Consider the following 25678-nt stretch of genomic DNA (forward strand, 5'->3'; position numbering starts at 1 on the left):
TCCATGACCAGACTCGCCGCACTCGACCTGCACAGAGGTCGGTACGTCGCGCACTCCTCCTCGCTCACCACCGACGGCATGTGGATCGCCAACGGCGTCTTCGACGTCCTCGACGAGTCGGTCGACGCCCGCGACCTGGGCGCCGCCGTACGCCGGATGCTCGCCGCCTCGCGCACCGGCCTCCCCAGCCCCGACCTGCGGGGCGGCCCGTCCCCGTTCGCGCCCGTCCTCGACGCGCTCGGCCTGCGGTCCTGGACCAGCTACGCCAAGGGCACCCGGCACGTGGACGTCGAGCAGGACGCCGACGCGGTGCTGGTGAGCCCGACCCGCAACGGCGGCGCCCGGGAGGGCTTCGTCGGGCTCGCCGAGCACGCGGTGCGGCTGACCGACCCGGGCGACGCGGAGCTAGGCGCGGCCCTGCGCGCCGCGCTCGACCGGTCCCGCTGACCCATGGCCGACGAGTCCCGGCTCCATCGCCGGACGGTGCTGGCCGGCGGCGCGCTGGCGATGGCCGCCGCCGCCCTCGCCGCCTGCTCCGCCGACGCCCGCACCCCGCACCGTCCCGCCGCGCCCGACCCGGCCGCGGGCCTGCCCGACATCCAGTTCGACGTCGCCCGGTTCAGCGCGCCCGAGCAGACCTCGCCCACCGGCGGGCCGTTCGTCATGCCGCCGGTGCACACCGTCTACCTCACCGCCACGCTGGCCCGCACCCCCGGGCGCGACGACCAGCGGGAGCTGGCCCGGGTGCTCGCCACCCTGGAGTCGCGGTACCCGTTCGGCGCGGCCGGCCTGATGACCTTCGTCTCCTACGGGCTGCCGTACTTCCGGCGGCTGCCGGGCGGCCTGACCGGCGATCTCGTCGGCGCGCACCTGCCCCGGCTGCTCGCGGACCCGTCCCGGTCCGTGCTGGAGGAGGCGACGCCCGCGCCGACCGATGTCCACCCGGACAACCCGGGGGTCACCAAGCAGCGCTTCACCGTCCCGGTGCGGATCGAGCAGCACGACCTGCTGTTCACGTTCCGCAGCGATCGGGCCACCGTCATCCAGGACGTGCTGGCCTGGTTCGACGGCAGCGGCACGCTGGCCGGACAGGCGACACCCTCGCCGGCCCTCGCCGGGCTGCTCACCGTGACCTCCAGCCGGCACATGTTCACCCAGGTCGGCCTGCCCCGCTCGGTCGCCGAGCAGAACCGGCTGCCCTACGCCCGGTTCATCCAGCCCGACTCCCCGATGTGGATGGGCTTCTCCGACCAGCAGTCCAACGCCTCCGGGCCGCCGGCGATCTGCACCTTCGCCGGCCACCCCGCGGCCCGGCTGACCACCGCCCGCGCGGGCGACTATCTGGACAACGGCAGCATCCAGCACCTGTCGCACGTCATCCTCGACATGCTCCAGTTCTACGACATGGCCGCGCCGGACACCCCGCCGAGCGAGAACGGCAACTTCACCAAGCGGGTGCAGTACATGTTCCACGCCCCGGCGGTGCATCCCGGCAACCCCGACCAGCTCAGCGACGGCGGCGGGCCGTCCTTCCTGCCCGCCGAGAACCGCGGCCCGGACTACGCCGAGCGGACCGCCCGGGGGATCGGCCTGCCCGCGGGCGAGCGCCGGATGGGGCACCTGTCCACCCTCCAGCGCAGCTCCCGCGCATCCGACGGCACCCCGATCCACGTCCGCATCGACGGCCCCGGCTTCGACCCCCTGGACGTGCCGGACGGCAGCAGCCAGCCGAAGCTGCACTTCAGCATCTTCGTGCCGACCGCGGAGTTCTTCACCCGGATGCGGCGCAACCAGGCGGCCGTGGACCTGGCCCGCAAGCACCGGGTGGCCGAGCAGGACAACGGCCTGGAACGCTTCCTGACCTGCACCCGCCGCCAGAACTTCCTGGTCCCGCCCCGGCGCCACCGAGCCTTCCCGCTGGTCGAGGTCGCCGACTGAGCCCGACCGGGCTGCTACCCGCGGATCACCACTTGTCCCACGGGATGGTCCAGTCGCGCTCGGCCTGCTGGCGGCGCAAGCGCCGGCATCGGCCGGCGCGCCGGCCGATTGCAGACTGCCCCAGTACCCGGAACGTTGCCTCCGGCGGGGATCTTCGACAGAGATGGGCTTGAGGCAGAGGAGCGGTATGTGCAGAGGTGTTGTCCTCAGCGATCTTCCGGCTCGTTCAAAGCAGCGCTCCGGCCAGTTCGGGCGGACCGGACAGCACTGCGCGGAGCTTGTTGATTTGCGGGAACTCACTTCTCCTGCCTCGACCCATAGGCTCGCTTTCGCGAGGCCGTGCGGGGGCCCTTGAGGTGCCGCCGCCGGTGACCGGCGGCGGCACCTTGCCGTGGTGGTCAGGCTGGTTGTGCGGGAGTCACCTCCTGGCGGTGGACGATCACGTCGAACCACTGGCGCAGGGTGCCACCGTCCATGAACGCATCCGGGCCGCCGTCAGGTAGGCCACGGGTCTTGATGGGGGCGTCCAGCCAGTTACGGACCGGCGGCGGGGCGGCCGTGTGCAGGTCCAGCGTGAACTGGCCGACGCCGACCCTGCCGAGGGGTTGCTCGAACCAGTCCGCCGCGGGTGGTGGCATGGGAGTCATGGTGCCGAAGGCATTCACGGTGCCGTGGTCGAAGGTGAAGCCAATTGACCGGTACTTTTGGCCGTACCAGCGGCGCAGGTACGAACCCGCGCTCGGGAAGCGCTTGTCCGTCTGGCCTGGTGCGCCCATGCGTAGCTGCGGGGCGTTGGCGGTGTGCGGGCTCGCCGCCCAGTAGGCGATCTTGTCACCGCTGAACTCGCGCCACCACCTCAGGTTCTCGGCCGCGCGAGCGTCCCGGTAAACGAGGGCATCATCGGCTGACAGGTTGTAGTGCTCGTAGAACGAGACGATCTGCCTGGCGTTGTGCAGCGCCAGCGCGTGAGCACGGTCCCCCGGCTGGTGCGGCAGGCGAGCGACCAGGTCGTACACCTCGTGGGCTTGACGGATGTACGGCTCCTTGTCCGGCTCCGCCTGGTACTTCTGGAAGTGCTCCAAAACAGTCGAGCCGGGAGCGGGACGGATCTTGCCCAGGTGGCTGCGCAGCTCCGGCAGCCGCTGGGCAGCGGCACGGGCGACATAGGCGTCGACCGCGTCGTATGCCTCGAGCCACGTCCAGTAGTACTCGACACCGACGAAATGCACCTTGTCGGAACGGCCGGCGTTGAAGTCACGCAGCCACCGCAGCACATCCGCGACCTCACGCGTCTGCCACTGGGGGCCCAGCCGGGCCATCACCGTGTCCAGATCACCTTGGCCGAAACGGATGTACTCGTTGACGACGGGCCCGGTCGTCCACTGTTCCTCCCAGGCAATCGACCGGAAACCCATCCGCTCGACCAGGAAACGCAAGGCCCGATGCTTGAGTCTGGTCTCCTCTGCCGTCCCGTGCATCGACTCGCCCAACCCGACGATCTCCGCATCGCCGACCGACCGCCCAACGGGCGCCAGGTCGTCGAGCGCAGCAGCGGGGTCGATGCTGCTCAGCGTCGCGGCATTGTGCCTGACCCAGCCGGTCACCGGCTGCTCGGGCACTGGCTGCGCCCGACCCCGAATCTGAGCGTGCGCAGCGAGCCCGACCGGGAGCACCACAACGGCGGCTACAGCTGCGGTTAGCAGCCGTAGCGGCCAATCCCCGAACCGTTTGCGCTGATTCATCAAGATCTCCCTTTCTTCGGCCAACGGAGCCACGATCGTTGTTGCCATCCACGTGCGGATCCCCAGGGGCGGCGCACGAGATGCGCTCCGGGCCAGGACCAGCTGCCCTTGACCTGGCGTCGGGCGACAGTCACGCCCACACCCGGGCACCACTGCCTGCCCGTCGTTGCAGGCTGAAGGATCACGCTGTGATTTCGGCGCCGTCGCCGTCCCGCAGGAGGGCTACGAGTTGTTTCGTGTGTCCGGGCAGTTCCACTTCTGCGAGGCCGGTGATGATGTCCCTCAGCGGCAGCGGCTGATTGACCAGGAGTGTGTCCCTGGAAAGGAGCCGGGCGGGCACCAGTGTGTCGAGTTCGGCCTCACTCAACGCCGGTCCGCCGAGTGCGCAGAGGGCGTCTCCTTGGAGGCGGATGCGCCCCCGGAGCCCTACGTTGCCGCCGGCGAGCGCGATGACGCGTTCGATGGTCCAGGTGTCGAGAGCTATGCGGTTGTCGTAGGTCGTGTTCGCTCCCCCAGCGACAGCGGAAGCAGCGGTGATGGTGGCGGCATTGATGAGGGTGACGTGCGCCAGAATCTGGTCCGCGTTCCACTCGCCGGCCGGCTTGCTCGGGTGGCCGGAGTCCGCCACTGCGGCCGCAGCATCCAGCAGCGCACGGTAGGCGTGCCGGAGCGGGGCAGTGCCCATTGCGTCCTTTTCCTTTCTTCAGTCGTGCGCCCAGTGAACGCTGCCGGCGCTTTGAGGCCCGCGATACACCGTGCCATCCGGCCGCTTCAGATTGCCTTCCAGCAGGGTCCCGGGCCTTCGGGTGATGCCGGCGCCATCGGTCCGCTCGGCGTTTCCTGATCAGGAAAACAAGCAGATGGTCGCAAGGACCCCCGCGCTGCGCGGCCTTCCCGCGAGGTCCGGGCCCCAGCAGCAGTAGCCCCACCGGAGGTACAGGCCAGGCCCGCTGAAGGCCATCTGAAGCAGCCGTACGGGACACTCCTTCCGGGTCCAACCAGCCGACTGATACGAGGAGCAACGATGAGGCTGACACGGCGATCGGCGCTGGGTGTCCTGGGGTCGGCGGTCCTCGGCGGAAGTCTGGGCCATGCGGCGGCGTCGGAGGCCGCACCCGCGTCGATTCCCGATGACCAGCCGGTTCCGGTGATCTACGACAGCGACATGGACTTCGATGACGCCTCGACATTGGCTTACCTCTGCGAGGAGCACAAGCTCGGACGGATCGATCTCCGCGCCGTCACCGTGGCCAACAACGGATTCGGCCATCCCGAGCGGACCCTCCGGCATGCGCGCAGCGTGCTGGAGCAGTGCGGTCTCCCGCAGGTACCGGTCGCCGAAGGAGCGACCGGTGCCGGTGTCCATCCCGCCCCTCCCGAGCTGGTGGCGACGATCGAGAACGTGTTGACCGGGGCGTTGGGCGATGCGTCACTGCCCCGGTACCGAGCGCCCATGTCGGCGCCCGACCTGATCTGCCGCACTGTGTTGGATTCCGCGCGGCCCGTCACCGTCGTGGCCACCGGCCCGCTGACCAATCTGGCCGCCGCGCTTTGCGTTCCGCGTGTCGCGGCGCGGATCGGCCGCATACAGATCATGGGCGGTGCCCTGGAGGTCCCGGGCAACCTGTACGGCTCGGCACTTCCCGGGTTCGACAACTCGCAGGAATTCAATATGTGGCTCGATCCCGTCTCGGCCCGCACCGTGCTCCGCAAGGCTCTTTCCAGCAGCGTGTATCTGGTCCCGCTGGACGCCACCGCGTCCGTACCCATCACGCGGACGTTTATCGCCCGGCTTGCCGCGAATCAGGACGCACCTGGTGCCCGCCTGGCGTACCGTATTGCCAGTCAGCCGGACCTGCTCGCGCTGATCGACCTGGGCATCATGTACTGGTGGGACGCCGCGGCGGCGGTTGCCCTGGTCCACGAGGAACTCGCGCCGTTCCGCGACGCGCGCGTGGACGTGGTCCAGGACGGCGTGCAGTCGGGCCGGACGATGGTCTCCCCGGCCGGCAGCCGGGTCCATGCGGCTTTCGACGTCAACACCGAGGCGTTCGAGCAGCGGTTCCTCGACTCGCTCAACGGCCGCCCCTGACCACGTCGCCCTCGTCCGCGACGGCCGACCCGAGTGTCGCCCGCAGCTGAACTGCAGGTCGAACGCTGCCCGTCGGCGTCGGCGCGCACCCGCGGACCGAGCGTCCTGACCAAGCCGTGCAACCCGCCGGTGAGCAGCAAACTCCCCCTCGCCGAACTGGAACGAATAGTGGCCATGATGGTCTTCTCGGTGCCTACTGGAGGAGGCCGCGGGCCATGGCGGTGGTCACGGCCGCCGTGCGGTCGGTGACGTCGAGCTTGGTGAAGACGCGGTACATGTGGGTCTTGACGGTGGCCTCCGAGATGAACAGGGCCGTGCCGATCTCCGCGTTGGTCAGGCCCCGCGCGACCAGCCGGAGCACGTCGATCTCGCGTGCCGACAGTGGCGGCTGGGCCGGGGAACGCACCTGCTGGACGAGTTTTGTGGCCACCGACGGGGCCAGCACGGTCTCGCCGTGGGCGGCGGCGCGCACCGCGCCGGCCAGGTCCGTCCGCGTTGCGTCCTTCAGCAGGTAGCCGGTGGCGCCGGCGGCGACCGCGCGCAGGATGTCGGCGTCGGACTCGTAGGTGGTCAGCACCATCACCCGCGGCGGCGCGGGCCCGGCCACGATCTCCGCCGTGGCGGCGACGCCGTCCATGCCCGGCATACGCAGGTCCATCAGGACGATGTCCGGCGCCAGGTCGGTGGCGAGCCGCACCGCCTCGGTACCGGAGGAGGCCTCACCCACCACGGTGAGGTCGGGTTCGGCCTCGAGCATTCCGCGCAGGCCTTCACGGACCACCGGGTGGTCGTCGACGAGCAGCACCCTGATCACTGCGGCACCTCCAGTGTGAGCGTCGTACCCTGGTCGGCGTCCCGGCCACTCTGCACGGTCAGCGTCCCGCCCACCTCGTCGGTCCGGGCGCGGATGCTGCGGAGCCCGAACCCGCCACTGGCGGAGGCGGGGTCGAAGCCGCGCCCGTCGTCCGCCACGACCAGCCGTATGGCGTCCGGTTTGTACCCGAGCGTTACGGAAACCTCGGACGCGAACGAGTGCCGGCGGACGTTCGCCAACGCCTCCTGAGCCGCGCGCAGCAGGACGACCTCGACCGCGGTCGGCAGCGGCCGTACCGTGCCGGACAGCCGGTAGGACGCGCGGATCAGCGTCTGCTCGCCCAGCCGGGCGACGAGGTCTCGGACCGCCTCGTCGAGCGGGCCGGCGTCCAAGGCGACCGGCGCGAGCGCGGCCACGAGCGCCCGGGATTCGGCGAGGCTCTCCCGAGCCGTGCGCACGGCGACGTCTATCCGGTGCCGGGCCCGGTCACCGTCCGGGTTGCTTTCCAGGTCGTCAAGATCGGAGCCGGCGGCCTGCAGCAGCGCGATGATGCTGGTGAAGCCCTGCGCGAGCGTGTCGTGGATTTCCCCGGCGAGGCGGGCCCGTTCGGCGGCGACACCGGCCTGGTGCGAGAGTCTGGCCACCTCGGCCCGGGACTGCTCCAGCTGCACGATGAGGTCCGCCCGTTCGCGGCTGCGGCGCACCACCTCCCGGATCCACAGGCCGAGCCCCAGCGACAGGATCGCGCCACCGACCGCCATCGGCAGCAGGTGGGTGTGCAGTTGCCCGGCGAAGCCCTCACGCTGGATCGCGACGATCGCCGGCAGGGCGTTGGCGAGTGTGGTGACGGCGGCGGCCGGCCACATCGGCAACATGCGGAAGACGAGCGGGCAGATCGCGAACAGCAGGAACGAGCTCGGCGCCGCTCCGGTGAGCGCCACGAGGAACAGCACCAGCACTGCCGCGAGGAAGCCACCGGCGCGGCTGTCTATGGTGCCCCGGCGCGCCAGGCCGCGCCCGTACGCCAGGTACAGCGTCGCGATCGCACCCAGCGTGATGGCGGCGAGCCAACGCCGGGCGGCGGACGCCTCGGACAACGCCACGGCTGCCAGTGTCAGGGCGAAGACCGCCGCGAAATAGGCGTCCCAGAGTCGGCCCGCACCCTCGCCCGCGCCCTGAAGGCTGGGCCGCGCGTCCACACTCACTCCCATACCGACCATCGTCGCCCGTCGTCGGGGGCGAGGGAAGCTCGCCCGTGCCGGGCGAGGCGGTCGAGGAGGCCGTACCGCGCCAGGACGCGCCGTCGGGCGCTGTCGAAGGCCCGTGCCAGCTCGACCGCGTACGCATGGACCAGCCGGTTCATGACAAAACTGCCCGGCTGCGGCTCGGCGATCAGGTGCTCCGCGACCAGCTCGTCAAGCAGCGGTCGCACCCCGGCCGGCCCTGCCTCGACCAAGCCCGCGGCTGCCGCCTCGCGGATTGCCGGGCTCGGATGGAGCCCGAGTCGACGAAACAGTTGCGCCGCCTGGGGTCCAAGGGCCTGGTAGGACCAGGACAGCACTGTGCGGACATCGGCCCGCACGTCGGTGCTGGAGAACCGGTCGAGGTCGGCGTCGGCTGCCTGCAACTGCCCGGGTAGATCCGCCAGCGGTGCGGTGGGACAGGCCACCCCGTGGGCAGCGACGATGGCCAGCGCCAACGGCAGGCCCCCACACACGTCGACGATGCCGTTGACCGCCTCGGGCTCGCCGTCCACCCGGTCGGCGCCGAGCCGGGCGGTGAGCAAAGCACGCGCCTCCTGCCGATCGAGGGGTTCCAAGCGGAGCGCTTGCCCTCGGGCGCGGACCACCACGTCGCTGAGCATGTGACGGCTTGTGATGAGCAAGAGGCTCGGCGATCCGCCGGGCAACAGCGCACACGCCTGGCCGGCGTCTCGGGCGTTGTCCAGCACGATCAGCGCACGCCGGTCGGCCATGACCGACCGGTACCGCTCGGTGAGGCCGTCCAAGTCGGTGGGCATCTGCGAGCTCTGCTCACCGAGCGACCGCAGGAGGATCGTCAACGCCTGCGTGGGTGTGAGGGCCGGCCGAGCGTCGTACCCGCGCAGGTCGATCCAGAGCTGGCCGTCCGGGAAGGCGTCCGCGGCGCGGCGGGCGAAGTGGGCCGCCAGTGCGGTCTTGCCGATGCCTCCCATGCCGGTCAGCGCCGCTACTGCCGGCTGCCGGTCACTCCTGTCGATCAGTGCCTCGAGCTGCCGCAGTTCTGGTGAGCGCCCGACGAACCCTGCGATCGCATTCGGCAGTTGCCGCGGCACGTCCGGCGGGCCGGCCAGGTCAGCGGTCGCGCTGTGGCCGGACAGCACGCTCGCGTAGAGCCGCTGCAACGCGCGCCCGGGGCCGACGCCGAGGTCCGCGGCCAGCTGTTGCCGAGCCTGGTGGTATGCCTGCAGCGCGTCCGCCCGCCTGCCACTGCTGTGCAACGCCGTGATGAGCTGGTGCCACAACGGCTCGGCAAGCGGGTACCGCGCCAGATGGCGCAAAGCGGACTCGGCCGTCTCGTCGAAGCGGCCCAGCTGGAGGCCGACGTCGTGGTACCGCTCGACGATGCGTAGGTGCTGCTCGTCGAGGACTGGGACATACCTGCCGTGCAGCAGGTCCGACGGCACGTCGCACAGCGGTTCACCGCGCCACAGGTCCAGCGCCCGGCTGAGCGCGGCGAGTTCGTTTTGCGGATCCGTGCGACGGGCTGCCGCGTCCGCCTCGTCCACCAGCCGCGTGATCGACCACGCGTCGACCGCGTTCGCGTCGATGTCGATGCGGTACCCGCCGGCGTCTCTCGCGATCACCGGAGCGAGCCCGGCCTCCATGAACAAGGCGCGCACCCGCAACACGTGCAATTGCAGCGCACGTCTCGCGTTCGCCGGCGGACGCGTGCCCCAGACGGCCTCGGCGAGATTGGCGACCGGCACGGCCTGCCCGGGCGCGAGCAGGAGCGCGGCGAGGAGGATCCGGTGCTTCGGCGAGCGGATGTGCAGCTGACCGTGCGTGGCGGAGCGCACGGCCAGCGGTCCCAGCAGACCGAAGCTCAGGTCGCCGCGGTTCATGGGCCCTCCCCGCCGTCGAGCTTGTTCAGAGGCAGGACGCGAGCGCCGTTCGCCGCGACCAGACCGGCCAACCGGTCACGGCTCGTGACAAGGACGGCGCTGCCGGGCCCGCCGGGAAGCAGCGGCCGGACATCCTCGGCGTTGCGAGCGTGGTCGACCACGACCAAGGCCCGTCGGCCGTCCATCAAGGTTCGGTACAGCCCAGCCCGGCTGTCTGGATCGGGTGGAATCACCTCGTCCGGTGCACCGAGCGCCCGAAGGAACCGGCCGAGTGCGTCGCCCGGCGATATCGGATTCTTCTGGTGGCCGCGCATGTCGACCCAGAGCTGGCCGTCCGGAAACCGGTCTGCCGAAAGTCGCGCCCAGCGCTGCACCAGCGCTGTCTTGCCGACGGCCGCCGCGCCGGTGACCACCACGACGGGCGCCGGTTGCGGCTCGCGTGGGCCGTGCCCGGCGACCATGGCATCCAGTTCGGCGAGCTCCGCCATCCGTCCGGTGAACCCGGATACGTCGGCCGGTAGCTGACGCGGGACCGCAGGCGGCAGAATCGCGCCGCTGGTGCGGGACCGGAGACCGTCGAGGATTGACGCGTGCAGGCGCTGCAGTTCCTCGCCGGGATCGATGCCCAGTTGCTCGACCATGTGCCGGCGTCCGGTGTGATACGCGGCGAGCGCGTCCGCGCGTCGACCGTCGCAGTGCAGCGCGGTCATGAGCTGCGCCCGCAGCCGCTCGCGCAACGGGTGCGCGGTCGTCGCCTCGAACAGTTCCTCCACCACCTCACGATGGCGTCCGAGGCGCAGTTCGGTGTCGAAGCACCGTTCGAGTACGCGTAGCCGTTGCTCACGCAGACCCGGCGTGTGCAGTCGGTGCAGCGTCTCGGAGGGGACGTCGGCCAGCGGTTCGCCGCGCCACAGGGACAGCGCTCGCCGCAGGGCCGCGGCCTCCGCGGCGAGGTCCGGCCGGTTCGCCGCCCGATCGGCGTCGTCGAGGCACCGTCGGAACCGGTTGAGGTCGAGGGACTCCGTTGGCAGCTCGATCCGGTAACCGTCGGCGCTGGTGGTGATCACGCCGGCGCAGCCGGCCGCGTCGAGGAGCGCGCGAAGCCGCACCACCGTGAGCTGGACCGCACGTCGCGGACTGTCCGGCTCGCGGCCGTCCCACAGGGCGTCAACGAGGTGCCGGACCGGAAGGACGCGGCCGCCTCCCAGTAGGAGCGCGGCGAGCAGCGTCCGGTGCTTGGGCGAGCGGACGGGCACGGGTCGGCCCTGGACCAGCATGACGAACGGGCCGAGCAACCCGAACGTGACGGCGTCCGCGGGGGAGCGGTGGACCTCCGGCGGCACCATGACATCGGGCGGCCCGATGCGCCGACCGCTCGAACTGCTCATTACACGGCTGCCGGAGCGCGGTGGTCGTCCTGCTGCACCGGTCGGCGTGTCCGGCGCCGGTGTACGGCCAGCCCACCGGCGAGTAGGGCCAGGCCGGCTAGCGCGAGGACGACCGGGCGGAGGGTGCGCTCCCAGGGCCAGCCGCGGCCGGTGAGGGTGATGTCTCCGGTCGGGTACTCCAGGAGTTTGGCTCGCCACGCCGCGGAGGGGACGTCGACGTTGGTGGCGATGTCGCGTAGTGGTCCGTCGAAGGCGAACCCGGGTGTCGCGTGCAGGTACGTCGGCTGGAGGTCGTGGGTCGTGGGCGCGTCGTGCCGGGCGGCGGCCGCCGCGCCGGGCACCAGCAGCCGGTCCAGCTGCGGTGCGTCCGCAAGCGTCGCGCGGGGCACGAACGTCAGCCCGTGCCGGGAGCGGACGGTCGTGGCCCCTGACGACACGGCGAGCGTGCGGGCGGCGTAGACGGCCTCGGTGTAGGTGGTGAACGGCGAGGCGAGTTCGAGTTCACCGACGCCCTCCGTGAGCAGGACCCCGGCCGTTGGCGCGTCCCAGCGGTAGGACTGGTTCAGTGCGGCGATCGCGTCGCCGGCACCGAAGCGCTGCACGGGAATCGGCAGCGGCGTTCCGGGTGAGTAGTGGCGCCAGCCCACGGCCTGTGCCGCAGCGGCGGCGACCTGCGTGTCGGTCAGGCGTTCGATCACGCGTAGCGTGCCGTCGATGCCGGAGAGCACGCCGGCGGTGCTGATCACCTGGCCGTCGTCGACGTAGCGGACGCCGCGCTGCCACCGCACGTCAGGGAAGTCCTTTTCCAGGCCGTCCAGGTAGTACCAGTGCGATGTGGCGGTGTGCCCGTCGAGCACCCCGGCGGCTGCGGCGACCTCGCCGCCCACGCACACGCTGAGGATCAGCGCGCCGTCGTCGGCCTGCCGCCGGAGGAAGTCGAGCACCGCCGGCTCGTCGGTGCGCGGCATGGCGGGTACCACGACCACGTCTGCGGCGCGGCCGCCGAGCCGGGTGGTCAGGGACTCGAACGTGACATCGGGTACCAGGTCCAGGCCGCCGGTCAGGGCGACCGGTGCCGGGGTCGGGGCGGCGGTGAGGACGTTGAAGCGTCCCGTGACGGCCAGCACCTCGAATGGTCCGAGCGTGTCCCCGGCGTGGGCCCCCTCGGCGCCGAGCACGACGACGGCGGTCGGCAGCGTCGGGTCGAAGGGCCGTGATGCCGGCGCCGGAGCGCCCGGCGAAGGCGCCGGCGGCGCGTACACGCTTCGTTTGTTCATTGTGGCGACCGTCGCACCGACCGACACCGGCAGGATCGCCAGCGCCAGCACCACCGCGCCGATCCGTACCACGGCGCGCGGCAGTCGGTGCCCGCCGTGCGTGTACTCCGACCGCCGCCGCAGCATGACCGCGACCATCGCGATCACCATCAGCACGTGGCCTCCGGTCATGACGACACCGGCAGAGACGGCGCCGAACCAGTACGGCACGAGCAGCACGATGAACGGCGCGTACATCGCGGTGGTCATCTCGCCGATGCCGGCCCAACCGTGGCCACGTACACGCATCCAGACCGCCATGCCGATGGCCATGCCGGTGGCCATCGCGAGCGTACGTACGTCGGTCCGCTCGATCGCGCCGGGCAATGTCAACGCCCACAGCGGCCGCAGCGCGAACATGCCGACCAGCATCGCCACGACCATCTCAACAAGATGTACGCCAAACCGGAAGACGGGTCGCATCGTTGTCTCCAAACCGTTGATTGCGGAGAAGGCTGCCTGCAGCTCGGCAGGCCGCCGGTCGATGTGTCGATCGTGCGCCGGCCGGGGTGCCGCGCGGGACGGCGACAAGACGGAATCCGGTGTCAGTCGATCGATGGACAGTCCCGCCGCCGACTACCCGAGATTCGCCGGCAATCCGGATCGGTATCCGCTCCTGCCCGGGGGCGCCACTGATCGACCACACCGGTGCGACGCTCGGCACCATCTGTGTGGTGGACACCGAACCGCGCCCCTGGGGGCGACCGGGACTGGAGACCGTCAAGGCCCTCGCCCAAGAGTTGGTGGAGCGGATCAACCAGCGTGACCGGCGTACGCAGTAGTCAGCGGGCACCCGCAGCCGCCGTCACGGCTGCGGCAAGCCGCTGCGACCACTGACCCTTCGAGTGCCCCAGCGCCATCTCGCCCAGCCGGAGCATCTGCACGTCGGATGTTCCGGCCGGAGCGAAGATGTGGTACGCGTCGCGCACGTACCGTTCCAGCGGCCGATCGGTAAACAGACCGCTGGCCGCCTGCATCTCCATCGCGTTACGCGCCGAGTCCAGCGCGTATTCGACGTTGACGAGTTTGGCGTTCATCAGCTCCGCGTCGCAGGGCTGCCCCTGATCGAGTAGGTGCACCGCGTGGTACGCGGCCAGCCGCGCGGTCATCAGCCGCGACTGCATCTGCCCGATCTTCAATTTGATCGACGGTATCTCGTGCAGCGGCTTGCCGTAGCGGTGCCGTTCCGCGGCGTACGCCACCGTCTCGTCCATGACGGCCTGGTGGATGCCCAGCGAGACGGCCGTCAGGTTGGGACGGCCGTAAAGAACGCTGGACGAGTAGGCCACCGCCAGCCCGTCTCCCTCCTCGCCGAGCATGTTGGCCGCAGGAACCCGGCAGTCGTCAAAGTTCAGCTCGCCGAAGCTAAAGCCGTGCAAACCCATGGCAGGCCGGTGCGGACCCAGCGAAAAGCCCGGACGGTCCGACTCCACCAGGAACGCCGACAACCCCTTGGAAGCCGGCCCTGTCCGCACCACGACGCCGTGCAGGTCGCCCACGTGGCTGTTGCCGACGAAAACCTTCCGGCCCGTGAGGATGTAGTCGTCGCCGTCACGCACCGCTCTGGCCGTCATGCCGAGGACATGTCCACCTGACTCCGGCTCGGTGACCGCGATGGTGGGCAGGCAGTCACCGCTCGATATGGCCGGCAGCCACGTCTTCTTCTGGGTATCACTCCCGAAGTGGACGATTTTGGCCACGCCGAGCTGCGAGGCCTGCACCATCGCGCCCATCGCGCCGCTGACCCGCGCCAACTCCTCGATGACGATGGTCTTCGCCATGTGCCCCAGGCCCATGCCACCGTATTCGGGGCTGATCGTGACACCGATCCAGCCCTGACGGGCGATCAGCCGAGAAAGCTCGTGCGCCACAGCACGGGAAGCTTCCATCTCCGGTACCCGGGGCCGCACCTCGGCCTCCGCGAACGCTCTGACTTCCTCCCGCAACCGTTCGTGGCGGGCGGTAGCGAAATAGCCATCCATCCCCAGGACCCCTTCATGAATTACCCGTTGACGTGATCAAGGCAGGTGCACAGCGGCACCGCTCGTAGGCCGCCCTGTGCGCCTTGGTGCGACTCAACGCGGGCTTCTCACACGGCGTAGAGCGCGTGGGTGTTGACAAGACGCCACGCGAAGCCGGGCGATCCGTCAGCGAGAGCGTTGATGCGATCGAGCGCATTGCCCGGCCAGCCCTGGCAGGATGCGAGCTCGAGGTAGCTGTCCACCGGCGGAACCGTATTCGCCGCCCACCCTCTGGGGACAGGTGCGGCGGTCATCAGGTCCGGGATTCTGGGAAACGTGTCCTGTCGGACCGCTTCATGCGCCCCGGCCAACTGCTGCATTGCGCTCCTTGATCCGCTTGACGCTGTGCGACACCAGCAGCGTGCCGGCCGTCCAGTCAAGGCGGCCCGCAAGCGGGCCGCGCCGGCCGCGCTCGGCCTGCTGGCGGCGCAAGCGCCGGCATCGGCCGGCGCGCCGGCCGATTGCGGACTGCCCCAGTACCCGGAACGTTGCCTCCGGCGGGGATCTTCGACAGAGATGGGCTTGAGGCAGAGGAGCGGTATGTGCAGAGGTGTTGTCCTCAGCGATCTTCCGGCCAGTTCAAAGCAGCGCTCCGGCCAGTTCGGGCGGACCGGACAGCACTGCGCGGAGCTTGTTGATTTGCGGGAACTCACTTCTCCTGCCTCGACCCATGGGCTCGCTTTCGCGAGGCCGTGCGGGGGGCCGAAGTTGCAGGTGCTACTGCTTCGGAGGACGGGTAGACGCGCAGCGGTGGCGGGTGTTGTTCGACGACCTGATGTTGACGGTCGGGCAGCGTTTCCGCAGGCCTGAGCCGCGTCGCCCCGGTGCGTGACTTCGTCCGAGGGCTGCTGGCGCCCTTCACTGCGCCTGACGGGAACCGGGACGTGGGCCGCGGACAGTTATCACGTGTGGAGATGAATGTGCGCCAACGGGTTCGCCAGGGGGATCCTGAGGCGTTCCGTGAACTGTTCGACGCGCACGCGCGCGCCGTCTACAACCATGCCTTCCGGCTGATCGGTGACTGGTCGGCGGCGGAGGACGTGGTGTCGCTGACGTTCCTGGAGGCGTGGCGGCTGCGCGAACGGGTCGACATCGATGATGCGGCCGGGTCGCTGCGGCCCTGGCTGCTGGGCATCGCCACCAACGTGGCGCGCAACGTGCGTCGGACCGCGCGGCGCCACGAGGGTGCGCTGGCGCGATTACCCGATGCCGAACCGGAACCGGACTTCGCCGAGGGCGTCACCGCCCGGCTGGCCGACCGCGAGCGGCTGGCCCGGGTGGTGGCGGCGCTGCGGTCGTTACGGCGCGCCGAGCGTGAGGTGCTGGCGTTGTGCGTTTGGTCGGGCCTGGACTATGCGCAGGCTGCGGCAGCACTGGACGTACCGGTGGGCACGGTCCGCTCCCGGCTCTCCCGGGCCCGCAGGAAGCTCACCGCACTCGTCGCCGGGGGTGTTGTGGAGCCTCAGCGGATACGGCGGGAACCGCCGGCCCGCCCCGGACAGGTAACAGTCGACCGCGACAACGCGGTCCGGTTCGTTCAGGAGATCTGATGGACATGACCCCGAACCAGCCCGCCGGCGATGACCGTGACGAGGTGGCCCGGCTGCTGCCGGAACTGGCGGAGGTTGATCTACCTGGCGGCCGCCAGCGCCAACTTCAGGAGTTTCTGATGAGCGAGATCCAGCGGGACCAACGCGAGTCCGGGGCGGCCCGCCGGGTGCAGCGGCGGCTCCTTTTCGCCACCGCGGGCTTGGCGGCCGCCGCTGTCGCCGCCGTGGCGGTCGGTACCGGGGCCCTGCACACCGGCACCGTGCCCGCTGGCAGCCTGCCCACTGACACCACACCGCAGCATACGGCGCAAAACCCACCGTCGAAGCACGCCCCGGCCCCCGCGTTCGAGCTGGCCGCCCAGTACGCAGCCGCGCAACCGTACACGCCGCCCCGCCCGGACCAGTGGGTCTACGTCAAGGACCACAAGAGCAACCCGAGCTCGATCGCCAAGGACAAGGGCCAGCGGCAGGACGAGATCACCGAGGTGTGGCGCAGCGTCGACGGCTTGAAGATGGCCGAATGGAACCCCGACACCGGCAAGTTCGACACGTGGACGCAGGACAACGGCTACCCCGAGGCGGTCGCGCTGCCCACCGACCCGGGCAAGCTGCTCGATGCCGTCCGCGGGCAACTGCAGCATGAGGCTGGCGGCGTACCAGCGCACATCAAACCGTCGGATGACATGGACAGCCTTCTGTTCGGCCGCCTCGCGATGATTCTGGAGAGCAACGTGCTCCCGCCGCGGGTTGCGGCGGCGCTGTGGCGGGGGATCGGCATGGTTCCTGGGGCTACCCAGGAACCGGGGACGGTCATGGTCAACGGGCGGCCGGTGGTGGCGGTCGGCCGGGTTCAGGAGGGTTGGCGCTTCGAGCAACTTTTGCTGGATGCCGGCACGCACGAGTTCGTCGGGTACCGCTCCGTGGCGGCCAAGGATCACACGTTCACGTCGCCCACCGGGCCCATTCGGATCAAGCGGGGTGAGGTCCAGTTCACCATCACCCGGGTGGCGGCGAAGTTTGTCGACAAGGCCGGCCAGACCGGCTGAAGCCCAGCGCCCGGCGCACCTGGGGGGTGACGGCATGGCGCGGATAGACCTGGCCGCCGAGCAGATCGACTGGTCACGCGGGTAAGACCCTATCGGCAAACGACCTTAGGAGATGTCCACCGCCCACCGGGTTGGGCCATTAGCGGGCCATTACGCCTGGCCGGACTAGCTAGGACGGCGGGCCGCGATCGCGGCCCGCCGTCCCCGTGCCGCCCACGGCCTCCGGGTGGGGAGTGTGGATCTGACGGCTTTGTCTCACATTCGGTGGTGACCGAAGGTAGTCGATGTCGTCGAGGTCATGTGGGCAAGATCGATGATCTTAGGAAGATGGTGTTCTCGGGGCTGCTGCCGGTGGCGATCGACGACGTTGCGGACGAGGGCGAACGGATCCTGGTGCGGACTCGGACTCCCGAGGGGTCGGTGGCCTGTCCGGGCTGCGCGGCGGTAACGGGCTGGGTGCACGGATGTCATCAGCGGACTGTCGCGGACGTGCCGGTCGATGCTCGGCCGGTGGTGGTCCGGGTACGTCGGCTGGTGTGCGACCCAAGGCTGCCGTCAGACTTTCCGGGAACACCTGCCCGGGCTCCTGAACCGCTACCAGCGCCGCACACCCCGGCTGATCTCCCAGGTCGGGGCAGTGGTGCGTCAGTTGGCCGGCCGCGCCGGCGCCCGGGCCCCATCGGGGAGTGTCACGCAGGTCCCGAGACCGGACAAGTCATCCAGGAGCCGGCTCCACAGCCGTTCAGGGTCAGGTCAACCGCTCACCTGGGAGAGGGAGGGGCGGCCGCCGGTGGCCGGCGCCGACCCGGGGGGGCCGGGTCCGTGCCGGGCGAGGTTGGGTCAACTGCGCCACTGTGGCGGTGTCCGCCGGGGTCGCGGTCCGTGACACGAGATGCGACTCAGTCTGTCCCGGCAGCGTCCGTACGTGCGTCAAGGTCAGCTTGACGTAGCGGCCGGGTGGCAGCTCGCTCTTCCCAGCGGCGGGTCGACGGCGAACGCGATGGCAGGAGGTTCCCTACCGATTCTTGCCACCCGCTCGGACAATGATCGGCATGGCAGAGATGAGCCCGCGCAAGGTTAGACGGCTGGGCTGGCTGTTCATGCTGGGACTCCCGTTGTATGGGTTTGCCCTCGACTTCGTCCTCCTCCTTCTCACGTATGTGGTGCTGGCCTCGATCGCTCCGAGCGTGCTGGGTGAGGTGGCTGCCAGCCCTGCGAGGTTCGCTGCGTGGATCGTGCTGGTGAGGCTGCCGATGATGCTCGCCTATGCGCTGGCCGTTGGGTGGCGCGGCTGGATGGCCTTGGTGATCAGGGGCGAGTTTCCCGATCCTCCGGTACGGAAGGGTTGGCGGCGCGCCCTGGTCAAGGTGCGCGACTGGGGAGCAGATGCCGCTTGGTCAGTGATGGCCGCGCTGATCGTCTTCGACCATGTGGCCGATCCGGGCGATGCACGGGTCTGGCAGCTCGTTGTCGTGACTGCTGTCGGACCGTTCCTGCTGCCGGAGTCAGTGAAGGGATTGTTCTGGTTGCTGCGCTGGTGGTGGCGACGGAGGCGCACATACCACGCACGGCACGGGAGGCCCGATGAGGAGCCCATCAATATCTGACACCCGGGCCGTGCGACCAACTGGGTGAACGACCGAGGCGACCAACGCCGCCCGCGCCGTGCCGTAGAGCCCGGGTGTCGGCGATGGTGGCTGCGTCCGGTTCACCCCAGGTGGTGGGATCGCCGAAGACGAACTCGTCGCCGTGCCTGCGGGGTCGGCCGATCGTCCCGGGTTGCCGGGCTGCCACTGCTCGGCGTAGTACCCGGTCTGAGCGCATCCGAGCGAGGACCTGCACGGGCAGGTCACGCAGGAGGAACTACCAGGCCGTCCTGCAACCAGGCGCCACCATCGCCGGACCCCTCGCAGACACGCTGCGCCGCGGTGAAGTGGACCAGACCGTCCTCGACTGGCTGCAGACCAACTTCTACAAGACCGAACTCGAATTCGGCCGCTGCCTACGCCTGCCCCAAGAAGGCCCGTGCGACATCTACCTGACCTGCCCCAAGTTCGTCACCACCCCGCAGTACATCTTCCGCCTGCAGGAACGCCTGCGCACCGAGGAACAACTCATCGCCGACGCCAACGAACGCGGCTGGGCCCGCGAGGTCGAACGACAGCGCTGCACCGCCGACCGCATCCGCGGCCTCCTCGACGAAATCGCCCCCCACTGCACCAGCCAACTCATGAACGGCGACAGGCAGCTGCACACGAACAGTGACGATCCCCGCAGAGACTCCATGCGTTGTCAGCGGCAGATCCGCGTGCCAGATCATGCAGTGATCCACGCGTCGCGCCGGCCGTTCGTGACATGGGCGGTCTCGCCGTCCCCGTCGCGCAGCATCGCGGCGTTGGCCCCCTCCAGCGCCACCAGTCCCGACGCCTGTCCGGTCCATCAAATCGACCTGTGTCGGCGCGATCCGTCGGCGCGCCCAGATCCCCGCCCAAAGAGTCATCTACCTCTGCCGGCGGAGGCGTCGTCGGGAAGCGCCGGGGTTGCGGCGAGGGTGTGCCCGCAGCCGAACGTGGGCACACCCTCGCACGCCTCTCCTCACGGGTTTGGCCGGTGGAACTGCTGGGTCTCGTCGCTGACCTTGCCGGACCGCTACGTGCGGCTCTGCCGGCCCTGGGTGCCTGACACCGACGATGGCGGCATCACCTGGGTGGTCGCCGCGCCCCGGTCGGCCATCTGCCGTTCGTAGTCGGCCCGGCCGGCGGTCTGCGCCTGCCGCTGCTCGCGGATGGCCCGGGACTCCTCCGCCATGCGGTTGAGCCAACCGTCCCAGCGGGCCTGCATCGGCTTCACCAGGCCCCCGCCGACCCCGATGATCAGGATGCCGGCCACGGTGGCGAGGAACGCGATCAGCACCGGAGTGGTGACCGTGGTGGCGATGCCGACCTGGTTCAGTGCCGCGATGATGCCGAGCGCCAGGATGAAGACCGCTGTCAGATTGGCCAGCACCCGCCCGTACGAGAGCCCACCGAGCGCGCCGGTCACCAGGTCCCGGACGGCGTTGGCGATGGCGGCGGCGACGATCACGATGATGATCGCCACGAAGGCTCGCGGCAGCCACGAGATGACGCCTCGGATCAGCCCACTGATCGGGTTTGGTCCCCAGACCCCGAACGCGAGCTGCAGGGTGAACAGCAGGACCGCGTAGTAGGCCAGCTTGGCCAGGATGTCGCTGGCGTCGTACTTGCTGCGTTCGAGCGCGCGTTTCACGCCGCCGCGTTCGACCGCGCGGTCGAAGCCCACCCGTTCCAATACCTTGTCCACGATCTTCAGGACGGCTCGGGCGATGAGCCAGCCGATCACGAGGATCACGATGAACGCGACCGCTTTCGGCACGAAGAGCAGCACGGATCGCCACAGGTCGGTCAGGGCGCCACTGATGTTGACCTGTCCGGCCGCGAGGGTTTTCTGCATGATGTCCCTCCTGTCGCATGAACTGCGAACGCCCGCATACCCGGTCGGTCCGCCGGCACGCCCGCGCCGAGTCGGCGGAATCTATGCGCGAGTTAGTAGACATGCTCGCCGTCGCCGGTTATATTTTCTCGGGTTGAGAGCAAAGGAACGACAGCGACGCGGACGGAACCGCCGGACGAGGCGAGGGGGCAGGGCCAGCAAGCGACACGGCCCTGCTCAGCACGAGAAGTACCAGGCAGTTGAACGACAGCACCTTGTAGTTGAAGTGGAAGTTCAGTACGGCGGTATCCCGGGGGCAGACATGCTCCCGGGTACCGAAGTGGTGGGGCCGACGTCAGGTTTCAGGGGTTCCGCTGCTAGCAGTAACCGTTCCACCGCACGTGTCTGGGGCCATGGAGTCGCGTGGGGTTTCGACACCGGCGGACAGCAAGTAGTAGTAGAGGAAGTCAGAGGAGAGGGAGGGCTGTACACACCGTTGGATCGCCCGCTGCCGGCCGCATCGACTGGGATCGGCGCGGACACCGTTGTTTCCATCGAACGAGAGGTGGTCTCCGGTCACGCTTATGCGATCCCCGCACCCGAAGCCGACTCGCGCGGCTGGTGCGGATATGACTCACCGACGTTCCTGTCGGTGAATGGTGTTTCTGACCCGTAACCCTTGGGCCCCGGCGCTACGGCGCCGGGGCCCTCGTGATGGAGGTGTGCATGGCACAACCGGATGACAGGCTCGACGACGAGGATTACCCGGCCTACACGATGGGCCGCGCGGCGGAGATCGTCGGCTGCTCGCCGGACTTTCTACGCCGGCTCGGCGAGGCGAAACTAATCGACCCGTACCGGTCCGGCGGCGGTCACCGCCGCTACTCCCGATACCAACTGCGGCTGGCCGCCCGCGCCCGCGAGATGTGCGACCAGGGCACCGACATGGCCTCCGCCGTACGGATCATCATCCTCGAAGACCAACTCGAGGAAGCCCTGCGGCAAAACCAATCTCAGCAGCCCCGCTGACCACACCCGATCCGGCGACAGGCCGGGCGACGCAACCGCCACACGGTCCCGCCCGTCAGGGCAGGGGCCGTTTGTCGTCACCGCCCGCAGCCCCGGCCCGTGCCGCAGACGCCCGGACGGGCGCAACGACTCGTCCCCGCCGCCATCCTGCCCTAACCGGTCCGCCCGGCTGAGCGGCTCGACGTGGCTGCCCCAGTTGCCCTTTCTGCGGGCCAGCCCCCGGAGTTCGGCCCGTCGCCAGCCTAACGTCAGGTGTGGGTGAGGTAGTAGGACCTGAGGGGGATAGCACGTGCTGGGGCTTTCATCCGTAGTTGTCACCGGTGCACCGCATCTGACGTGGTGCGCTCCGCAGGGGAGATCACCGAGCGCCGCACCGCCCGCTTAACCGGCACCGACGTGTCCGCTTGACAGGCCACCCCCGGGCCCTACCTGACACGCATGCTCGCAACAGGCCGCTACCCCACCGTCGCCCGGCTCGTCATCGACGGCGCCCACCTCAACGCCGAGGAAACCTTCCACCACAACCTGATCACCATCCTGGACGGCATCACCAGCCATCCCCGCACGTCACCTACTGCTCGCAGGCCAGTACCGGCTGACCACCGCCTCACAGCGGGCCTACGATGATCGAATGCCTGTGCTGGGCACCAAGCTGCACCTGCCCTCGCCGCGTCGTCGGCTGGTGCAGCGCGCCCGCCTCACCGACCAACTGCGCACGGACGGAGGCGAAGGGCCGCGGCTGGTCCTCGTCGCGGCACCGGCTGGGTTCGGCAAGACCACACTTCTGGTGCAGTGGCTGGCGGCGGTCGAGAAGTCGCAGCGCAGAGTTGCGTGGTTGGCTCTCGACACAGGCGACGCCGACCTCCGACAGTTTCTGACCCACCTCGTGGCCGCGATTCAGACCGCCGAGCCCGAGGCTGGTGTCGACGCGCTCGCCCTGCTGGAGGCCGGCGGCGCCACGCCAACCGACACCGTCCTGGTCAGCCTGATCAACGATCTCGACGTCCTCGCCGGTCCCACGGTGGTGGCGCTCGACGACTACCACGTCATCGACGCGGCCGCCGTCCATGAGGCGGTGACCTTCCTCCTGGACAACCTGCCTCCGCAGGTCACACTGGCGGTGACCACTCGGGCCGACCCGCCGCTCCCGCTGTCCCGTCTGCGTGCGCGGGGCGAGCTCGTGGAGGTGCGGGCCGCTGACCTCAGGTTCACCACCGACGAGGCGGAGGTGTTCCTCAACGAGGTGATGGGGCTGCAGCTCGAGCCCGCGCTGGTGGCCGCGCTCGAGGCGCGCACCGAGGGGTGGGCGGCGGGGCTGCAGCTGGCCGCGCTGTCGGCCCGGACCCATGCCGCCGCCGACGGGCCTGGAGATGTCGCTGGGTTCGTCGAGGCCTTCTCCGGGAGCCATCGGTTCGTCCTCGACTACCTCGTTGAGGAGGTTCTGGACCGGCAGCCGGACGAGGTGCGCGCGTTCCTGCTCGACACCTCCGTGCTCGACCAGCTGACCGGCGGCCTTTGCGACGCCCTGACCGGTCGCTCCGACGGTCAGCCGATGCTGGAGACCCTTGAGCGCGAGCACCTGTTCGTCGTACCGCTCGATGACGAGCGCCGGTGGTACCGCTACCACCAGCTCTTCGCCGACGCATTGCGTGCCCGCCTGGCGGCCCGGCAGGCCGACCGGGTCGGTGAGCTGCACGCCGCGGCCAGCCGATGGCTCGCCGAGAACGGGCTGCTGGCCGACGCCGTACGGCACGCGATCGCGAGCGGCGACCACGAGCACACCGCCGACCTCGTCGAGCTCGCCGAGGCCGACATGCGCCGACGACGCCAGGACCGCACCCTTCGCGACTGGCTGGTTGCGCTGCCCGGCGACGTCGTCCGTCGCCGACCGCTGCTGGCCACCTTCGTGGGGTGGAGCCGGCTCTCCGAGGGCGACTTCGACGGGGTGGAGGCGTGGCTCGACGCCGCTGAGGCTGCTCTCGACACGATGCCGCCATCGACCATTCCTACCGCGGGCTCACTGGCCGAGGCGGCCCGGGACCGGGAGGGCGAACTCCGCTCCCTCCCAGCCATGATCGCGGTCTACCGCGCCGCGGTCGCCCAGGCCAGGGGCGATGTCGACGGTACCGTCTCGCACGCCCGCCGGGCACTCGCGCTGGCCGGGCCGGAGGACCACTTCCCGCGCGGAGCCGCCGCCGGCTTCGTCGGCCTGGCGGCTTGGGCGGCCGGCGACCTCGGCGCCGCGGTGGACACGTTCACCGCGGCGGTCGCCAGCCTGCACGCGGCCGGCATGGTCGCAGACGAGCTGGGCGCGACCGTCGTGCTGGCAGAAATGTGGCTGGCGCGCGGACGTCCGGTCGAGGCGCGCCGGCTCTACGAACGGGCGCTGGCCGCGGCCGAGAGCCACCCCGGCCCGGTGCTCCCCACCACCGGCGACCTGCACGTCGGCCTCGCCAACGTCCTCCGCGAGCAGGGCGACCTCGACGCGGCCACGGAGCACCTCGAGCTCGCCCGCGAGCTCGGCGACCGGGCGTCGCTGCTGGAGAACCGGCACCGCTGGTACACCGCGACGGCCGCACTGCTGCAGGCGCAAGGCGACCTCGACGGCGCGGTCGCGATGCTCAACCAGGCGGAGCCGCTCTTCCTGCCCGGCTACTTCCCGGACGTGCGGCCGATCGCCGCGACCCGAGCACGGGTGCGGATCGCCCAGGGCCGCCTCGATGAGGCGCGAGCGTGGGCCCGCGAGCGCGGCGTCGTGCCGACGGATCCGCTGGCCTACCTGGCCGAGTACGACCAACTCACCCTCGCCCGGCTGCTCATCGCCGAGGGTGACGCGCACGCCGCGCTCGACCTGCTCGACCGCGTGCTGGACGCCGCGCGGACGGCGGGCCGCGACGGCAGCCTGGTCGAGGCGGGCCTGGTGCGGGCGCTCGCCCACCAGGCGAACGGCGACGTGGACTCGGCGGCGCGCGACCTCGCTGCCGCCCTCGCTGACGGGGTGCCGGCCGGCTACTGCCGGCTCTTCCTCGACGAGGGATACCCGATGGCGCAGCTGCTCGGGAAGGTCGCCCGCGCCGCGCCGCACGACGTACGGACGCACGCCGAGCACCTGCTGGCCGCCGCACAAAGACCGTCGGCACCCGCACCCGCCGGACCCACCTCCGAGGAAGGACTCAGCGGGCGTGAGCTCGAGGTCCTGCGCCTGCTGGCGACCGACCTCAGCGGGCCGGAGATCGCGCGACAGCTCTTCGTATCGGTGAACACGCTGCGCACGCACACCAAGCACATCTTCACCAAGCTCGACGTGAACACCCGCCGCGCCGCGGTACGCCGAGCCGCGGACCTCGGCCTGCTCTGAGCGTCACCGCGGAGCCGAATCACCACCCCGGTCACATCACATGGCGATGTGACCTCACCACGTCGGTTCCTAACGTCCCGGATATCGCCGGACACGCCGCCCGGCACCGCGCACCAAGGAATCCGACATGAACATCACCACCCACCGCATCACCGCAGCCGCCGGTCTGTGCGCGGCCGCCGCCGGCGCCATCTACGCAGGCGTCCAGGTCAACCACCCACCGGCCGACGTTGCGCACATCGTGACGACCGAGATGGCGGTCCGTGAGACCGCCAAGGCCGTGATGGCCGTCCTGTCGCTGGCCGGCTTCGCCGGCATGTTCCTCCGCAACCACCGCCGGTTCGGGGTTCTCGGGGTGGCCGGCTACGTGCTGCTGACCGTCGGATACCTCGCGATGTTCGCCAACCAGGTCATCGTCGCCTGCGTCCTGCCGACCGTGGCCAAGACGAGCCCGGGCTACGTCCAGGACTATGTTGACGCCGCCATGGGTGGCAGCTCGAGCGGCGATATCGGCGGCATGACCGTCCTGTTCGGCATCACCGGCATCTGCTACTCGCTCGGCGGCCTGCTTTTCGGCATCGCGCTGTTCCGAGCGGGCATCTTGCCCCGCTGGGCCGCCCTGCTGCTGGCCTATGGCACCGTCTCCGCGCTGGCGCTGTCCGTGCTCCCGGAGTCCTTCGACCGCCCGTTCGCGGTGCCCACCGGCGTCGCACTGATCGGCCTCGGCATCTCACTGTGGCGCGACGGGCGCCGGCGGGTCGACGCCGCCGAGGCGGTCGACGCCCGGCCCACGGTCCACGCCGACGTCGCCGCGGTCCGGTGAGCACCCGG

Annotated in this window: 22 protein-coding genes and 2 pseudogenes; 13 read left to right on the top strand and 11 right to left on the bottom strand. The window is 70.2% G+C overall.

Annotated features, from left to right (window positions below; all coding sequences use genetic code 11):
• Positions 1–3: 3 nt before the first annotated feature.
• Both ABZ783_RS13250 and ABZ783_RS13255 read left to right on the top strand, forming a co-directional pair.
• Positions 4–447 (top strand): hypothetical protein, encoded by a 444-nt coding sequence (locus ABZ783_RS13250; RefSeq protein WP_357437067.1) that lies wholly within the window; start codon positions 4–6, stop codon positions 445–447.
• A 3-nt stretch (positions 448–450) separates the two neighbouring features.
• Positions 451–1938 (top strand): hypothetical protein, encoded by a 1488-nt coding sequence (locus ABZ783_RS13255; protein ID WP_357437069.1) that lies wholly within the window; start codon positions 451–453, stop codon positions 1936–1938.
• Positions 1939–2336: 398 nt separating this feature from the next.
• Here the strand turns inward: ABZ783_RS13255 and ABZ783_RS13260 are convergent, their stop codons facing one another.
• Both ABZ783_RS13260 and ABZ783_RS13265 read right to left on the bottom strand, forming a co-directional pair.
• On the bottom strand, positions 2337–3728 hold the full coding sequence (locus ABZ783_RS13260; protein ID WP_357437071.1) for an erythromycin esterase family protein: 1392 nt from the start codon (positions 3726–3728) through the stop codon (positions 2337–2339).
• A 133-nt stretch (positions 3729–3861) separates the two neighbouring features.
• Positions 3862–4365 carry a hypothetical protein gene (locus ABZ783_RS13265; RefSeq protein WP_357437073.1) on the bottom strand — a complete coding sequence of 168 codons (504 nt, stop codon included), beginning with the start codon at positions 4363–4365 and terminating at the stop codon, positions 3862–3864.
• Between the two features lie 339 nt (positions 4366–4704).
• Here ABZ783_RS13265 and ABZ783_RS13270 point away from each other — a divergent pair, with 339 nt between their 5' ends.
• Entirely contained in the window at positions 4705–5772 is a 1068-nt protein-coding gene (locus ABZ783_RS13270; RefSeq protein ID WP_357437076.1) for a nucleoside hydrolase, read from the top strand.
• Positions 5773–5965: 193 nt separating this feature from the next.
• On the opposite strand, the gene ABZ783_RS13275 is transcribed toward ABZ783_RS13270, so the two are convergent.
• From ABZ783_RS13275 to ABZ783_RS13295, 5 genes are read right to left on the bottom strand one after another with little or no spacing between them, the layout of a single operon-like run.
• Positions 5966–6586: a response regulator transcription factor gene (locus ABZ783_RS13275; protein WP_357437078.1), complete on the bottom strand. Its 621-nt coding sequence runs from the start codon at positions 6584–6586 to the stop codon at positions 5966–5968.
• Positions 6583–7797: a sensor histidine kinase gene (locus tag ABZ783_RS13280; RefSeq protein WP_357437081.1), complete on the bottom strand. Its 1215-nt coding sequence runs from the start codon at positions 7795–7797 to the stop codon at positions 6583–6585. The genes ABZ783_RS13275 and ABZ783_RS13280 overlap by 4 nt, the downstream gene beginning before the upstream one ends.
• Positions 7788–9689: a BTAD domain-containing putative transcriptional regulator gene (locus ABZ783_RS13285; RefSeq protein ID WP_357437084.1), complete on the bottom strand. Its 1902-nt coding sequence runs from the start codon at positions 9687–9689 to the stop codon at positions 7788–7790. Before ABZ783_RS13285 ends, ABZ783_RS13280 begins: the two co-directional genes overlap by 10 nt.
• A complete protein-coding gene (locus ABZ783_RS13290) occupies positions 9686–11077 on the bottom strand; it encodes an AfsR/SARP family transcriptional regulator (protein WP_357437086.1) in 1392 nt (463 codons plus the stop codon). The genes ABZ783_RS13285 and ABZ783_RS13290 overlap by 4 nt, the downstream gene beginning before the upstream one ends.
• Positions 11077–12777, bottom strand: coding sequence for a DJ-1/PfpI family protein (locus ABZ783_RS13295; protein ID WP_357437088.1), 1701 nt, complete (start codon positions 12775–12777; stop codon positions 11077–11079). Before ABZ783_RS13295 ends, ABZ783_RS13290 begins: the two co-directional genes overlap by 1 nt.
• 125 nt (positions 12778–12902) lie before the next feature.
• On the opposite strand from ABZ783_RS13295, the gene ABZ783_RS13300 reads away from it, so the two are divergent.
• Positions 12903–13175 (top strand): GAF domain-containing protein, encoded by a 273-nt coding sequence (locus ABZ783_RS13300; protein WP_338013313.1) that lies wholly within the window; start codon positions 12903–12905, stop codon positions 13173–13175.
• Here the strand turns inward: ABZ783_RS13300 and ABZ783_RS13305 are convergent, their stop codons facing one another.
• Both ABZ783_RS13305 and ABZ783_RS13310 read right to left on the bottom strand, forming a co-directional pair.
• Positions 13176–14375, bottom strand: a complete 1200-nt coding sequence (locus ABZ783_RS13305; protein ID WP_357437091.1) for an acyl-CoA dehydrogenase family protein — start codon at positions 14373–14375, stop codon at positions 13176–13178. It abuts the gene before it with no gap.
• A 107-nt stretch (positions 14376–14482) separates the two neighbouring features.
• Positions 14483–14734, bottom strand: coding sequence for a hypothetical protein (locus ABZ783_RS13310; protein WP_357437093.1), 252 nt, complete (start codon positions 14732–14734; stop codon positions 14483–14485).
• Positions 14735–15328: 594 nt separating this feature from the next.
• On the opposite strand from ABZ783_RS13310, the gene ABZ783_RS13315 reads away from it, so the two are divergent.
• The 4 genes and pseudogenes from ABZ783_RS13315 to ABZ783_RS13330 all read left to right on the top strand — a co-directional run bounded on the left by ABZ783_RS13315 (position 15329) and on the right by ABZ783_RS13330 (position 18617).
• Positions 15329–15964, top strand: coding sequence for an RNA polymerase sigma factor (locus ABZ783_RS13315; RefSeq protein WP_357437175.1), 636 nt, complete (start codon positions 15329–15331; stop codon positions 15962–15964).
• Positions 15965–16008: 44 nt separating this feature from the next.
• Positions 16009–17010 carry a CU044_5270 family protein gene (locus tag ABZ783_RS13320; protein ID WP_357437095.1) on the top strand — a complete coding sequence of 334 codons (1002 nt, stop codon included), beginning with the start codon at positions 16009–16011 and terminating at the stop codon, positions 17008–17010.
• A gap of 327 nt (positions 17011–17337) precedes the next feature.
• Positions 17338–17683: pseudogene (locus tag ABZ783_RS13325) on the top strand (ISL3 family transposase); the annotation flags it as partial.
• A 379-nt stretch (positions 17684–18062) separates the two neighbouring features.
• Positions 18063–18617, top strand: coding sequence for a hypothetical protein (locus ABZ783_RS13330; protein ID WP_357437097.1), 555 nt, complete (start codon positions 18063–18065; stop codon positions 18615–18617).
• A 48-nt stretch (positions 18618–18665) separates the two neighbouring features.
• On the opposite strand, the pseudogene ABZ783_RS13335 reads toward ABZ783_RS13330, so the two are convergent.
• A pseudogene (locus ABZ783_RS13335) lies at positions 18666–18873 on the bottom strand (transposase); the annotation flags it as partial.
• Positions 18874–18943: 70 nt separating this feature from the next.
• Between ABZ783_RS13335 and ABZ783_RS13340 the strand changes: the two are divergent.
• The gene (locus tag ABZ783_RS13340) at positions 18944–19756 is read left to right on the top strand and encodes a hypothetical protein (protein WP_357437099.1); all 813 of its coding nucleotides are present in this window, start codon (positions 18944–18946) and stop codon (positions 19754–19756) included.
• Here ABZ783_RS13340 and ABZ783_RS13345 read toward each other — a convergent pair.
• On the bottom strand, positions 19660–20481 hold the full coding sequence (locus ABZ783_RS13345) for a hypothetical protein (RefSeq protein WP_357437102.1): 822 nt from the start codon (positions 20479–20481) through the stop codon (positions 19660–19662). The two genes, ABZ783_RS13340 and ABZ783_RS13345, sit on opposite strands and share 97 nt — an antisense overlap.
• A 705-nt stretch (positions 20482–21186) precedes the next feature.
• Here ABZ783_RS13345 and ABZ783_RS13350 point away from each other — a divergent pair.
• The 4 genes from ABZ783_RS13350 (at position 21187) to ABZ783_RS13365 (ending at position 25670) form a co-directional block, all read left to right on the top strand.
• Positions 21187–21489, top strand: a complete 303-nt coding sequence (locus ABZ783_RS13350; protein WP_357437105.1) for a MerR family transcriptional regulator — start codon at positions 21187–21189, stop codon at positions 21487–21489.
• Between the two features lie 438 nt (positions 21490–21927).
• A complete protein-coding gene (locus ABZ783_RS13355; RefSeq protein ID WP_357437107.1) occupies positions 21928–22116 on the top strand; it encodes a hypothetical protein in 189 nt (62 codons plus the stop codon).
• Between the two features lie 4 nt (positions 22117–22120).
• Positions 22121–24847 carry a tetratricopeptide repeat protein gene (locus ABZ783_RS13360; RefSeq protein WP_357437110.1) on the top strand — a complete coding sequence of 909 codons (2727 nt, stop codon included), beginning with the start codon at positions 22121–22123 and terminating at the stop codon, positions 24845–24847.
• Positions 24848–24974: 127 nt separating this feature from the next.
• Positions 24975–25670: a hypothetical protein gene (locus ABZ783_RS13365; RefSeq protein WP_357437112.1), complete on the top strand. Its 696-nt coding sequence runs from the start codon at positions 24975–24977 to the stop codon at positions 25668–25670.
• The last annotated feature ends 8 nt before the right edge of the window (positions 25671–25678 follow it).

It is taken from the genome of Micromonospora sp. NPDC047738 (genome assembly GCF_040642675.1).
Classification (GTDB): Bacteria; Actinomycetota; Actinomycetes; order Mycobacteriales; family Micromonosporaceae; genus Micromonospora.

Coding starts and splice junctions, on each gene's coding strand:
- ABZ783_RS13305 (WP_357437091.1), bottom strand. CDS start 14,375: ATGGATGGCTATTTCGCTACCGCCCGCCACGAACGGTTGCGGGAGGAA.
- ABZ783_RS13365 (WP_357437112.1), top strand. CDS start 24,975: ATGAACATCACCACCCACCGCATCACCGCAGCCGCCGGTCTGTGCGCG.
- ABZ783_RS13315 (WP_357437175.1), top strand. CDS start 15,329: ATGAATGTGCGCCAACGGGTTCGCCAGGGGGATCCTGAGGCGTTCCGT.
- ABZ783_RS13280 (WP_357437081.1), bottom strand. CDS start 7,797: ATGGGAGTGAGTGTGGACGCGCGGCCCAGCCTTCAGGGCGCGGGCGAG.
- ABZ783_RS13360 (WP_357437110.1), top strand. CDS start 22,121: ATGCCTGTGCTGGGCACCAAGCTGCACCTGCCCTCGCCGCGTCGTCGG.
- ABZ783_RS13265 (WP_357437073.1), bottom strand. CDS start 4,365: ATGGGCACTGCCCCGCTCCGGCACGCCTACCGTGCGCTGCTGGATGCT.
- ABZ783_RS13355 (WP_357437107.1), top strand. CDS start 21,928: ATGCTCGCAACAGGCCGCTACCCCACCGTCGCCCGGCTCGTCATCGAC.
- ABZ783_RS13260 (WP_357437071.1), bottom strand. CDS start 3,728: ATGGCAACAACGATCGTGGCTCCGTTGGCCGAAGAAAGGGAGATCTTG.
- ABZ783_RS13270 (WP_357437076.1), top strand. CDS start 4,705: ATGAGGCTGACACGGCGATCGGCGCTGGGTGTCCTGGGGTCGGCGGTC.
- ABZ783_RS13345 (WP_357437102.1), bottom strand. CDS start 20,481: ATGCAGAAAACCCTCGCGGCCGGACAGGTCAACATCAGTGGCGCCCTG.
- ABZ783_RS13350 (WP_357437105.1), top strand. CDS start 21,187: ATGGCACAACCGGATGACAGGCTCGACGACGAGGATTACCCGGCCTAC.
- ABZ783_RS13250 (WP_357437067.1), top strand. CDS start 4: ATGACCAGACTCGCCGCACTCGACCTGCACAGAGGTCGGTACGTCGCG.
- ABZ783_RS13295 (WP_357437088.1), bottom strand. CDS start 12,777: ATGGTCGTGGCGATGCTGGTCGGCATGTTCGCGCTGCGGCCGCTGTGG.
- ABZ783_RS13290 (WP_357437086.1), bottom strand. CDS start 11,077: ATGAGCAGTTCGAGCGGTCGGCGCATCGGGCCGCCCGATGTCATGGTG.
- ABZ783_RS13330 (WP_357437097.1), top strand. CDS start 18,063: ATGGCAGAGATGAGCCCGCGCAAGGTTAGACGGCTGGGCTGGCTGTTC.
- ABZ783_RS13310 (WP_357437093.1), bottom strand. CDS start 14,734: ATGCAGCAGTTGGCCGGGGCGCATGAAGCGGTCCGACAGGACACGTTT.
- ABZ783_RS13255 (WP_357437069.1), top strand. CDS start 451: ATGGCCGACGAGTCCCGGCTCCATCGCCGGACGGTGCTGGCCGGCGGC.
- ABZ783_RS13285 (WP_357437084.1), bottom strand. CDS start 9,689: ATGAACCGCGGCGACCTGAGCTTCGGTCTGCTGGGACCGCTGGCCGTG.